The 12,114-nt window shown below is 71.0% G+C and carries 11 protein-coding genes; 5 read left to right on the top strand and 6 right to left on the bottom strand.

The window, feature by feature from the left end; genetic code table 11:
- Window positions 1-84 precede the first annotated feature (84 nt).
- Window positions 85-765, bottom strand: coding sequence for a hypothetical protein (locus ACL00U_RS03415; protein WP_042537774.1), 681 nt, complete (start codon window positions 763-765; stop codon window positions 85-87).
- 279 nt (window positions 766-1,044) lie between these two features.
- Window positions 1,045-1,920: a DUF808 domain-containing protein gene (locus tag ACL00U_RS03420; RefSeq protein WP_262118425.1), complete on the bottom strand. Its 876-nt coding sequence runs from the start codon at window positions 1,918-1,920 to the stop codon at window positions 1,045-1,047.
- 94 nt (window positions 1,921-2,014) lie between these two features.
- On the opposite strand from ACL00U_RS03420, the gene ACL00U_RS03425 reads away from it, so the two are divergent.
- Window positions 2,015-2,284 carry a hypothetical protein gene (locus ACL00U_RS03425; RefSeq protein ID WP_042537772.1) on the top strand — a complete coding sequence of 90 codons (270 nt, stop codon included), beginning with the start codon at window positions 2,015-2,017 and terminating at the stop codon, window positions 2,282-2,284.
- 31 nt (window positions 2,285-2,315) lie between these two features.
- On the opposite strand, the gene ACL00U_RS03430 is transcribed toward ACL00U_RS03425, so the two are convergent.
- From ACL00U_RS03430 to ACL00U_RS03440, 3 genes are all read right to left on the bottom strand, one after another.
- Window positions 2,316-2,738 (bottom strand): VOC family protein, encoded by a 423-nt coding sequence (locus ACL00U_RS03430; RefSeq protein WP_259575718.1) that lies wholly within the window; start codon window positions 2,736-2,738, stop codon window positions 2,316-2,318.
- A gap of 357 nt (window positions 2,739-3,095) precedes the next feature.
- A complete protein-coding gene (locus ACL00U_RS03435; RefSeq protein ID WP_017886815.1) occupies window positions 3,096-3,683 on the bottom strand; it encodes a TetR/AcrR family transcriptional regulator in 588 nt (195 codons plus the stop codon).
- A gap of 76 nt (window positions 3,684-3,759) precedes the next feature.
- Window positions 3,760-5,949 carry an MDR family MFS transporter gene (locus ACL00U_RS03440; RefSeq protein ID WP_412873826.1) on the bottom strand — a complete coding sequence of 730 codons (2,190 nt, stop codon included), beginning with the start codon at window positions 5,947-5,949 and terminating at the stop codon, window positions 3,760-3,762.
- Window positions 5,950-6,045: 96 nt separating this feature from the next.
- On the opposite strand from ACL00U_RS03440, the gene ACL00U_RS03445 reads away from it, so the two are divergent.
- The 3 genes from ACL00U_RS03445 (at window position 6,046) to ACL00U_RS03455 (ending at window position 10,064) form a co-directional block, all read left to right on the top strand.
- Window positions 6,046-6,510, top strand: a complete 465-nt coding sequence (locus tag ACL00U_RS03445) for a MarR family winged helix-turn-helix transcriptional regulator (RefSeq protein ID WP_042537769.1) — start codon at window positions 6,046-6,048, stop codon at window positions 6,508-6,510.
- Window positions 6,511-6,601: 91 nt separating this feature from the next.
- Window positions 6,602-8,410: a DEAD/DEAH box helicase gene (locus ACL00U_RS03450; RefSeq protein ID WP_017886812.1), complete on the top strand. Its 1,809-nt coding sequence runs from the start codon at window positions 6,602-6,604 to the stop codon at window positions 8,408-8,410.
- 316 nt (window positions 8,411-8,726) lie between these two features.
- Entirely contained in the window at window positions 8,727-10,064 is a 1,338-nt protein-coding gene (locus ACL00U_RS03455; RefSeq protein ID WP_412873827.1) for a fibronectin type III domain-containing protein, read from the top strand.
- Window positions 10,065-10,134: 70 nt separating this feature from the next.
- Here the strand turns inward: ACL00U_RS03455 and ACL00U_RS03460 are convergent, their stop codons facing one another.
- On the bottom strand, window positions 10,135-11,058 hold the full coding sequence (locus ACL00U_RS03460; RefSeq protein ID WP_274006970.1) for an NAD-dependent epimerase/dehydratase family protein: 924 nt from the start codon (window positions 11,056-11,058) through the stop codon (window positions 10,135-10,137).
- A 125-nt stretch (window positions 11,059-11,183) separates the two neighbouring features.
- Between ACL00U_RS03460 and ACL00U_RS03465 the strand changes: the two genes are divergently transcribed.
- Complete coding sequence (locus tag ACL00U_RS03465; protein ID WP_412873828.1) at window positions 11,184-11,969, top strand: TetR/AcrR family transcriptional regulator; 786 nt, start codon at window positions 11,184-11,186, stop codon at window positions 11,967-11,969.
- The last annotated feature ends 145 nt before the right edge of the window (window positions 11,970-12,114 follow it).

Below are 12,114 nucleotides of genomic sequence, written 5' to 3' on the forward strand. Positions count from 1 at the left end.
GGAACCGGGAACGACGAAGAGCCGCTCCGCCCTGATCGGCGGAGCGACTCTCCGTGTCGTGCGTGGTGCTGGTGGTGCGGGGTGTTACTTGATCTGTGCGGTGATGGTGGCGGTGCCGACGAGGAGGCCGCGCTTGACGGCGTCGGTGCCGAAGGTCTTGTTCAGCAGGCCGGCGGCGTCTTCGCTGATGTGGACGGTGGTGCCGGTCAGGATGGCGTTGTCGCCCTCGAGCTGGAGGGGCTTGAGGGAGCCGCCGTGCAGCTCGAACAGGAACGCGTTGTTGACAGCGACCTTGCCGTTGACCAGGACGTCGCCGTAGAGCTTGGACGAGCCGGGGTTCACGACGAAGTTCTCGAGGGTGACGGTGGTGTCGCCGCCCTTGAGGGTCAGGCCGGAGTCGTCGTGGTTGAGCAGGCCCTGGACGTAGGGGCGGTAGTTGCCGTCGGGGGACCAGTAGGTGACCGATCCGGCGGTGATCGGGAACGACACGGATCCGTCGGCGAGCTTGGCGGTGCCGGAGACGCCGGGGGTGAGCTTGAGGGAGGTGAGGGCGTCGGTGAAGCCGGAGTCGAGCTTCACGGCGGTGGAGCCACCGAGGACCTCGGGCACCGAAGCGACCGGTGCGGGGATCTTCGACGACGACGAGGACACCGTGTGGATGGCGGGGGTCGCGGCCTGGGCGGAGGAGATGCCGAACGCGGCACCGCCCAGCACGAGGGCGCCAGTGGTGGCGAGGGTGATGGAGGTCTTGAGGCTCTTACGCATCGTGATCAGTCCTTTGCTGTTGTCGCGCTCGGCGCGGCTGCTGTGTGCGCGCCGAACACACCCTGGTGCAGGGTGGAGAACCAGCGGTGTGCGGCTGGTGAGCGCTCCGGGTGGTTCCCGGTCGTTGCAGGTGATTCGGCACCCTCTGGCGAAGGGTTTGGACGGATCTGACGTCGTTACCGCTCTGTGACCTTTCGGCTGCTGCGGGTCAGGACGCCTTACCGGACGGGAGGCGCGGTGCCAGGCCGCCACGGGCCTCCCGTCCGTCGCGCAGCCGCGTCAGTGCTGCCCGCCGCGCAGGCGGCCGATGCCGAGCACGATGCCGACGACGACCATGCCGAGCACGAGGCCGGCCACGGCCGACACGGCCGTGTCGGCGATCCAGACGACGACAGGGCCGGCGGCCTCGAGCGCGTGCTCGATCACGTGCAGCAGGTCGTACGGTCCGTGCCAGATCGTCTCGGCCAGGTTCGCGATGACCAGGTGTCCGCCGACCCAGAGCATCGCGACGGTGCCGATGACGCTGATGACCCGGAAGACCATCGGCATCGCGCGGACGATCCTGGCACCGATCCGGCGGGTGCGGCGGACCGAGTTCTTCATCATCTGCAGGCCGATGTCGTCGACCTTGACGAGCAGCGCCACGGCGCCGTAGACGACCGCCGTCATGACCAGGCCGATCACGATCAGGGCGCCGAGCGTCGGCCAGAGCCCCAGGTCGGGGTCGAGGCCTGCCAGCGCGATGAGCATGATCTCGGTGCTCAGGATGAGGTCGGTGCGGATGGCGCCGAAGACGAGCTTCGGTTCGGTGACGGCCTCGTCGGACCCGCCCTCGTGGTGGACACCGAACCACTCGGTCACCTTCTCGGCACCTTCGAAGCACAGGTAGGTGCCGCCGAGCAGCAGCAGCCAGGGCAGCACCCCGGGGGCGAACGCCGTCAGCAGCAGGGCCAGCGGGATGATGATGACGAACTTGTTGAACAGGCTGCCGAGGGCGATGCGCCCGACGACCGGCAGTTCGCGGGCGGGCTCCAGGCCCTGCACGTACTGGGGTGTGACGGCGGCGTCGTCGATGACGACCCCCGCGGTCTTCGCGCTGGCCTTGAGGGCTGCGGAGAGGATGTCGTCCACCACGGCGAGCAATCCGACTGACAATGCGTTCTCCACTCGTCTGACCTGTGACCGTGCACAGCGTAGTGGCCGCGGAGCATCCTGAACGCCAGCCGCGGGGCGTCCGTAGGCTCGCGACATGGCTGACTTCACCGCATCCCAGGCCGCCGTCGTCCGGATCGAGCGTTCCGAGCAGGGCCGCTGGGACCTCTCCGTGATCAGCGACGCCGGTGTCGCGATGGGCCACGGCGTCTACTTGTTCGACGCAGCGCACGACGACGCCGAGGACGAGCGGGCCGCGGCACTCGACTTCGTACGCGAGTACGGCTTCCGGTTCGAGCCGGACGCCGTGCAGGCCGATGGCCCCGACGCCTTCTGGGCGCCGCTGCTGCCGTCCGACCAGCAGTAGGCGCTGCTGCGCGCGGGACTCAGCGCGGGACTCAGCGCGCCGAGTCCTCGAACCCGATCAGCCAGGCGACCCCGAAGGCGTCACGGACGGTGCCGTCCCAGTCGCCCCACGGTCGCTGCTGCAGTGGGTCGACGACCGTGCCGCCCTCGGCGAGCTGGTCGAACCACCGGCGCAGGACGTCCGGTTCCGCGGCGCCGAGCAGTGAGAAGAGCAGCCCCGTCGCCGAGAACGGGGTGTCGCCCTCGCCCTCGCCCTCGCTCGCGTCCGCGGCGAACAGCTGCAGCTCGCCGGTGAGCTGGCCGTGCGCGACGGCGTCGGCCGGGCCGTCCGTGCGGGAGAAGTCGGCGTAGGTCGCGATCTGCACCTGGCCACCGAACACCCGCTGCCAGTGCTCGAGGGCCTGCCTGGCGGTGCCGGCGAACTGGAAGTACGGCGCGGGTCCCGTTGTGTGCATGCCCGGCAAGGTACTCCGGAGTGCGGACTGGGGAAACCCCAGGGCTCGTCAGCCGAGCAGTGCGAGTGCGCGACGGCTGGGAGACGCCGTCGTCACGTCGAGACGCCTCCGGAAACGGTGGTGTCTCGAGGACTTCCCGGCGTCGGGCGGACACGACGGCGTGTTCGCACCCGGCCACGGTGCGGACGGGAGGCCCGTGGGGACGCCGCCACGGGCCTCCCGTCCGGCACCGGGGCACGCGCACGGCGCGACGTTCCTTCCCATTGCGCCTGCGCTGGAAAGCGGAAACGGGCGTACCTGGCGGGAAGTTCCTGCCAGGTACGCCCGATTCGACCAGGTACGCCCTGCGCCCCCGCCTCAGGACGCGAGCGCGGCCATCTCGCGCACGACCGCACGGAGCCGGTCGGCGAGCTCCTCGTTGCTCCGCACGGTCTCGCGGTGCGCGACCTCGCTGAGTGCCGACATCACCAGGGTCACGGCGGTGCGGGCGGTCTGGGCGTCCGTGCGGGTGCCGACGACGCTGAGCAGGGACTGGCGCGACTCGGCCATCCACTGCATCACCATCGACGACATCTCCGGCCGGAGCACGAGCAGCTCCTTCATGCGCCTGCGGTCCTGCGAGAGCGGCACGGTCGCGGCGACCAGGGTGCACAGGTCGGCGACCAGGGCCCCGTCGGCCTCGGCGAACCAGGCCGCTGCGCGCTCCGGCACCTCGACCGAGTCGAGCCCGAGTGCCGCGTGCGCCTTCGACGAGAAGTAGTTGAAGAAGGTGCGGGGCGAGACGTCGGCGTCGGCGCAGATCTGCTCGACCGTCACGCCGTCGAGCCCGTGCGCGGACACGAGCGTCAGCGCCGCGTCGTGCAGCGCCTGCCGGGTCTGCTGCTTCTTCCGTTCACGCAGCGTGCACGGCTCCGTTGCCGCAGCCGCTGCCGGGGTGGTGATCACGTGGACTCCTGGTGGATCGATGTGGGTGGGAGGGGCGCCCGCCCGGAAAGGGGGCACGGGCGGACGCCCCGGTCGGTCACCGACGGTGCGTCGGCGCGGATCCGGTCGAACCCGAGCCGGTCGGCACGGACCCGGTCATCGGGCCCGTGAACGAGCCGGCCTCGGCTGCGGCGGCGCCCGCCTCGGCCTCGAGCTGCGCCTCGGCGGACATGTCGGCCTGCTCCTGCAGCGCGGACCGCTGGCGCAGCGGCGGCACCCGGAAGAACCAGGTCAGCACGAACGCGAGCAGGATGACGCCGAGACCGACCCAGTAGATCGTCACGGACGAGGCGTTGAAGCCCGCCATGAACGGCCGGGTCAGGCGGCTGTCGGCACCGGTCAGGAACGAGGTGTCGTTCGTGCTGGTGGCGCTGTCGCTCGTGGTGTTGCCGTCGTCGATCTTCTTCGCGAGCTCGGGGGTGAGCTCGTCGACCCAGTAGGAGCGCTGCGCAGCGTTCGACCAGTCGACGGACACGGTGCCGTCCTGCACGCTGGCGTGCGCCTGGTCGGCGACCTGCTCGAGTGCGGACTGCTCGGCGGCCGGCGTGGCCGCGGCGACCTGCTGGTCGATCACGGTCTGCGCTGCCGCTGCGGGCACGGCACCCGCGGCGACCTGCTGCTGCACGGCCGCGGTGACCTGCTCGGTGACCGCGGCGTCGGCGGCCTGCTTCGCCTTGGCCGAGGCGGCGTCGAGCTGTGACTGCACGGTCTTCGTCAGCGGGGTGACGACGGGCGTCCAGATCTTGTCCATGGCGCCCTGGTTGGCCTTCGCGCTGGCGACGGTCGGGTTGAGCGCGGCGTCGAGTGCCGGACCGAGGTCCTTCTGGTTCGCGGTCGCGGTCAGGATGTTCGCCGGCATCACCGAGAACAGGATGGACAGCAGCACGGCGGTGCCGAGCGTGCCCCCGATCTGGCGGAAGAACGTGGCGGACGACGTGGCGACGCCCATGTCACGGGCCTCCACCGAGCCCTGCGACGCCAGGGTCAGCGACTGCATGACCGAGCCGAGGCCGAGACCGATGAGGAACATGCCGATCATCAGGAACCAGAGCGGCTTGTCGATCGACATGAAGGTCAGGACGACGTAGCCGGCGGAGACGAGCGCGGTGCCGATGACCGGGAAGATCCGGTAGCGGCCGACGCGGGCGACGATCTGACCCGAGGTGATCGAGGCGATCATGAGACCGCCGACCAGGGGCAGCGTGGCGAAGCCGGACTCGGTCGGGGTGAGCCCGACGACGATCTGCAGGTAGAGCGGGATCGTGAGCATCGCACCGAACATCGCGAAGCCGACCAGGAACCCGATGACGGTGGCCATCGAGAACGTGCCCGAGCGGAACAGCTTGAGCGGGATGATCGCCGCGTCGCCCATCTTCGACTCGATGAGCAGCAGACCGATCAGCCCGACGACACCGACGACGTAGCAGGCGACGGCGGCGGGGGAGCCCCAGCCCCAGATGCGGCCCTGTTCGGCGACGAGCAGGAGCGGCACGAGGGTGACGATGACGGCGGTCGCGCCCCACCAGTCGACCTTCGGCTTCGCGTCGCCGGCGCCGTGCACCTTCGGCAGGTGCAGGAACACGATGACCATGAGCAGCGCCGCGACACCGATCGGCACGTTGATCAGCAGGACCCAGCGCCAGCCGGTGATCCACAGGATCTCGGAGGAACCGGCGAGCAGACCACCGACGAGCGGGCCGATGACGGACGAGATGCCGAAGACGGCGAGGAAGTACCCCTGGTACTTGGCGCGCTCACGCGGGGCGAGGATGTCGCCCATGATCGCCAGCGGCAGCGACATCAGCGCACCGGCACCGATGCCCTGCACCGCGCGGAAGGCGGCGAGCATGAGCATCGAGGTGGACATCGACGACAGGACGGCGCCGAGGATGAAGACGACGATGCCGAAGATGTAGAGGGGACGGCGGCCGAAGATGTCGGAGAGCTTGCCGTAGATCGGCGTCGCGATCGTCGAGGTGATGAGGTACGCGGTGGTCACCCAGGCCTGCTGGTCGAGCCCGTGCAGGTCGTCGCCGATCGTGCGGATCGCCGTGCCGAACACCGTCTGGCCGAGCGAGGACAGGAACATGCCCGCCATCAGGCCGTAGATCACCAGGAGGATCTGACGGTGGGTCATCAGCGGCTGCTGGCCGGCGCCTCCGGAGGCCGCGGGGGCCTCGGCGGTGTGCCGACCGTGCTGCACCGAGACGGGTGCGGTGGCGGTCATCGAACTCCTTTTTCTGGCTGTGAAACTTTGCAGACCGCGCAACGATACATCTGTTGCTTCCGGCAAGCAACTAAATGTGCCCGCTACGCTTGGCGCGTGACCGACGACCGGCGTGCCGCAGAGCGACTCCTGCGATCCCAGCTCGACCGGCTGTGGGTCCGGCAGACCCTGCGCTCCTCGCTCATCGAGTCGCGCGGCGGGCTCGACCCGACCGCCCGCGTGATCCTGCGTGCCGTCGCCGGCCACGGCCCCGTCCGGGCGACCGCGATCGCCGACGCGACGGGGTTGTCCCGCCCGGTGATCAGCCGGCGGGTGGCCTCACTGATCGAGGCCGAGCACCTGATCGGGTCGCCCGATCCCGCGGACGGCCGCGCCACGCTCGTCACGCTCGCCCCCGCCGGCCGGCGGCTGCTCGACGAGCTGGACGCCGCCGGCGCCGAGGTCTTCGACGACCTGACGGGGGAGTTCGCCTCGGACGAGCTGCGCGCGCTCGCCGAGATGCTGACGCGGCTGAACGACCGTGCCGACACGGTCCTGGGGATCGGCACCACGCGCTCCTGACGTGACCGAGGGGACGGACAGGAGGCTCGTGGCGGCGCCGCCACGGGCCTCCCGTCCCTGCGGAGCGCGCATTCGAGATACCGTTGGTGGTATGAGCACGGACACCACCCCCACCACTGAGACCCTCGACGACGGGCCCGTGGTGACGTTCGCCGATCTCGGCCTGAGCGACGCTGTGCTCAAGGCCGTCAAGGACATCGGCTACGAGACCCCTTCCGCCATCCAGGAAGCCACCATCCCCACCCTCCTCGCCGGGCGCGACGTCGTCGGCCTGGCGCAGACCGGAACCGGCAAGACCGCCGCCTTCGCGCTGCCGATCCTGTCCCGCATGGAGTCCGGCAGCAAGAAGCCCCAGGCGCTCGTGCTGTCCCCGACGCGCGAGCTCGCCCTGCAGGTGTGCGAAGCGTTCGAGCAGTTCGCGTCCCACATGAAGAACGTCCACGTCCTGCCCGTCTACGGCGGCCAGGCGTACGGCGTGCAGCTCTCCGCCCTGCGCCGTGGCGTCGACGTCATCGTCGGTACCCCCGGCCGCATCATGGACCACCTGGCGAAGGGCACGCTCGACCTGTCCGAGCTGAAGTACCTGGTCCTCGACGAGGCCGACGAGATGCTCAAGATGGGCTTCGCCGAGGACGTCGAGACGATCCTCGCCGACACCCCGGACGACAAGCAGGTCGCCCTCTTCTCGGCGACGATGCCCGCGCAGATCCGCCGCATCTCGCAGCAGTACCTGACCGACCCGGCCGAGATCACCGTCAAGACCAAGACGAAGACCGCCGCGAACATCACGCAGCGCTACCTGATGGTCTCGTACCCGCAGAAGGTCGATGCGCTCACCCGCATCCTCGAGGTCGAGGACTTCGAGGGCATGATCATCTTCGTCCGCACCAAGAGCGAGACCGAGACCCTGGCCGAGAAGCTCCGCGCCCGCGGGTACGCCGCCGCCGCGATCAGCGGTGACGTCGCCCAGGCCCAGCGCGAGCGCACGGTCAACCAGCTGAAGTCGGGCAAGCTCGACATCCTGGTCGCCACCGACGTCGCCGCCCGTGGTCTCGACGTCGACCGCATCACGCACGTCGTGAACTTCGACATCCCCGTCGACATCGAGTCCTACGTGCACCGCATCGGTCGTACCGGTCGTGCCGGCCGCTCGGGTGACTCGATCAGCTTCGTCACCCCGCGTGAGCGTCGCCTGCTCGCCGCGATCGAGCGCCACACCAAGCAGCCGCTCACGCAGATGCAGCTGCCGACCATCGACGACGTCAACGAGACGCGCCTGACCCGCTTCGACGACGCCATCACCGCGGCGCTCGAGGACCAGGGCCGGATCGCGGCGTTCCGCGACGTCATCGCGCACTACGTCGAGCACCACGACGTCCCGTCGGACGACGTCGCTGCCGCCCTGGCCGTCGTGGCGCAGGGTGACTCGCCGCTGCTGCTCACCGCAGCCGACGACGCGCTCCGCTCGCAGATGGAGCGTGACGCCCGCCGCAGCGAGCGCGACGACCGTGGTGCCCGCGACGACCGCGGCGGCCGCAACGACCGCGGTGCCCGCGACGACCGTGGCGGCGACCGCGACCGTGGCGACCGCGCCCCGCGCCGTTCGCAGCCGATGTCCCCGTACCGCATCGAGGTCGGCCGTCGTCACCGCGTCGAGCCGCGCCAGATCGTCGGTGCGCTGGCCAACGAAGGCGGCCTGCGCCGCGACGACTTCGGTGCGATCCAGATCCGTCCGGACTTCTCGATCGTCGAGCTGCCGGCCGACATGGACCCCGGTGTGCTCGACCGCCTGACCGACACCCGGATCAGCGGCAAGCTCATCGAGATCCGTGCGGATCGCCGTGGTGGCGGACGCCGTGACGACCGCGACGAGCGTCCGGAGCGCAAGCCGCGCTACTGAGACGCGCCGCGTCCGAGACGCGACCCCTGTGGACGGGAGGCACGGTGCCAGCTGGCACCGTGCCTCCCGTCCGTCGTCGGTGCGCGTTCCGGGCCCGCGAGACGCCGTCGTGTCGCTTCCACGCCGCCGAGTCGGCGAGACGCCGCCGGATTCCGCGGCGTCTCGGGAACACGACGGCGTGTGCGGGGGTACCAGGCGGCATCTTGCGGTGCGGGGAACCGCACATCCCGCCCGCAACCGTTCCCCTGCGGTCGGCACGGTGCTGTGATACCCGGAGCCGTGACGCAGGGAGCCGCGGAGAAGGCAGGGGAACATCGTGTACCGAGCACTCATCACCGCGGTCGCCGCCGCGGCGCTCGTCTTCGGAGGTGTGGCGCCTGCGACGGCGCACACCTCCTGGTCGTCGGTGCCGGGAGCGCCGACCGCCGTCCGCGTCACCGGCGACGCGGACAGCGCCACGCTGACGTGGCGTGGCCCGAAGCACGGCGCGAAGGTGACGGGCTGGAAGGTCGCGGTCGCCGCCGTCGCGAACCGGCACGACCGTCAGGCCGACCGACTCCACCAGCGTGCCCGCTCCGACCGCTTCGACGAGCTCTCGCCCGCGACCACGTACCGGTTCTCGCTCCGTGCCCTCGGACACCGGGGGACCGGCCGCACGATCACGCTGCGCTGGACGGCACCACCCGCACCCGAGCCGGAGACGACGCAGTCGCTGTTCGGGCTCGACGGCAACGGTGACGTCGTGCGGTTCGCGGACTCCGGCAGCGGTGCGAAGACCGTCGTCGCGAGGGACGTCGAGGGCTTCGCCGCGAATGCCGACGGTGACGTGTTCACCCCGACGGCGGACGGCACTTCGATCCTGCTGCACCCGGCCGACGGCGGTGGGATCTCGATCATCGCGTCCGGCCTGCACCTGACCCCGGACCTGCGCTCCGATGCCGAGGGCAACCTGTACTGGGTGGACTCGGTGACCGGTGCGGTGCAGCAGTTGCCGGTCGGCACCTCGACCCAGAAGACCGTGCTCGACCTGGGTGGCAAAGCCGTCGGGAGTGATCAGCGTTTCTGGACGGTCACCCCGGACGGCAAGGTCGTCGTGCTCGGCGGAACGGTCAGCCAGCCGTACGTCAAGGGCACCGGCATCGCACCCCGCACGTTCACCGGGCCGAGCGGCATGATCGTCGGCTACCCCGCCGGTGTGCTCGCGGACTCGCAGGGCAACGTCTACGTCGACATCCGATCGACCGGTGCCGCCGGGTCGTGGATCTGGTACCAGCTCAAGCCCGGTGCGACCGAACTGACGAAGATCGAACCGCGGTACGCGTTCGACTACGCCGCCGCGAACGCGGATGGCTTCTCGCTCCTGCAGTCGGCGCAGTTCTGCCCCGCCCCGTCGGAGTACCGGCCGGGCGGGTGCACGATCGACCGCGGCATCCCGGACAAGCTCGTGGTCGGCAGCGGCGGGACGTCGACCGTGCCGGTGACCGGGCTGACCGCCGGGTCGCGTGGCGAGCACCTGGGTGCCGCCTCCGCCGACGGGGACGTGTTCGTCTCGATCGAGAGCGGCCCCTCGGTCGGGCTGTGGAAGGTCCCCGCCGCGGGTGGAGCTGCGCAGCAGCTCGACGTGGCGCAGTACTCGAGGCTGCTGGTGATCTGACCGGCGGTGCGAGGCGGAAGGGGGTGGGACGCAATGGTGCCTCCTACCCCCTTCCGTGTGTGGCTCGCGGTCAGGCCACGCCGGCGGCCGTGCGGCGGCACACCTCGTCCCACGGGGTCGGCTCGATGCCGAAGCGGGTGCGGCTCTCGGCGTCGTCCACCACGTACGGCGCGGTCCACTGGTAGGTCAGGTCGGCCAGCTCGCGCAGCATCGGCGACACGAGCCCGCCGACGCGGAACAGGGCCGCGGGCATCCGGCGTACCGGCACCGCGGGCTTCCCCGTCGCCGCGAGGACGTCGGTGAGGGCCTGGCGCTGCGTTCGCGCGGGGTTGCTCGGCACCATCCACGTGCGGCCGTGGGCGCTCTCGTCCTCGGCGGCGGCCACGAGGGTCCGGGCGACGTCGAGCACGTCGGTGAAGGTGTGCGGCAGGTCTGTGCGGCCGACCATCCACACCGCCCGGCCCCGCAGTGCCGCCGGCAGCACGCGCGTGACGTGCCCGTTCGCGCCGATCCCGGGCCCCAGGTAGTCCGAGGCGCGGACCTCGACGGCGCGGATCCGGCCCGCGTCGTGCGCGGCGAGGGCGTCGGCCCACATCCGCGCCCGGAGCACGCCCTTGCGGTCCGTGGCCGCGTCGGGCAGTCCGGCGCGCATGTGTCCGTCGACCGGGCCGTACGGGTACAGGTTCCCGGTGATGGCGTACGTCGCACCGGTCCGTTCGGCCGCGGTGAGCAGCGCTGCGGCGAGCGGGGGCCAGGTGCGTTCCCACTGCGTGTAGTCGCCGGGGTTCGCGCAGTTGTACAGGACGGCCGCTCCCTCGGCGGCGCGGGTGAGCGCGTCGGCGTCGGAGGCGTCGAGCGCGAGGTGCTCGACCCCGGCGACGCCGGTGCTGCGCCCGGAGCGGGAGACGACGGTGACGCGGTCGCCCCGAGCGTTCACGAGTCCGGCGACGTGGCGGCCGACCGGGCCGGCGCCGATCACGATGTGGTGGGACATGGTCTCCTGCTTCCTGGTCGATGCGAGAGCAGTGCTCTCGAAAGCGAGCATGACCGCTCCTGCGCGGAAAAGCAAGAGCACTGCTCTCCTTTGTGTGCGCTGCTCTCTCGTGCCAGGATCGACGGATGGCACCCACCGCCCGAGCGCTCGCACGGCAGACGGTCACGGCCGACATCCTGGCCGCGGCACGCACCCGTCTGACCGACGAAGGTCCGGCGGCCCTGAGCCTGCGTGCCGTCGCCCGTGACGTCGGGATGGTCTCGTCGGCCGTGTACCGGTACTTCCCGAGCCGCGACGACCTGCTGACCGCCCTGCTCATCACCGACTACGACGAGCTCGGTGCCGCGGTCGAGGCCGCCGGTGCGGCAGCCGGACCCGATGCCGGGGCGCGCTGGGTCGCGATGTGCCGGGCGATCCGGGACTGGTCGATCGCGCACCCGGGGGACTTCGCGTTGCTCTTCGGCTCGCCGGTACCGGGCTACGCCGCGCCGCGCGAGACGGTCGCACCCGCGACACGGACGACGCTCGCCCTGGTGCGCGTGGTCGCGGACGCCGTCGGCTCCGGTGCGCCCGGTGCGTCGGGTGCGTCGGGCGGATCGGGTACGTCGGGCTCGCCCGTCACGTCGACGCCGGGGACGGCCGGGAGGCCCGGATCACCCACCGCGCCCACGGCGGCTCCCGGGGTGGCCGGTCCCGCCGTCGCGGACGGGGTCGCCACCCTGCGCTCGTTCGGCATCTCCCTGCCCGACGAGGTCCTGGTCCGGACGCTGATGGCCTGGACGACGGTGTTCGGGACGATCTCGTTCGAGCTCTTCGGGCACTTCGTGGGGTCCGTGTCCGACGGTGCGGCGTACTTCGACCAGGTCATCGCACGCCTGGCCGACGACCTGGGGTTCACCGCCACGTTCTGACGCGCGTGCTGTCCCCAGATCGGGTGAGCAACCTGACAGACTCCCCACCCGTGCGGTAGACAGGTCGTCACGCCCAGGTCGTGCCCGACGACCGAAGCGGACGACCGGCACGGTGGCCCCCGGGTCAGCTGCCGGACGGAACCAC

The sequence above is a fragment of the Curtobacterium poinsettiae genome (assembly GCF_047226435.1).
Lineage (GTDB): Bacteria > Actinomycetota > Actinomycetes > Actinomycetales > Microbacteriaceae > Curtobacterium > Curtobacterium poinsettiae.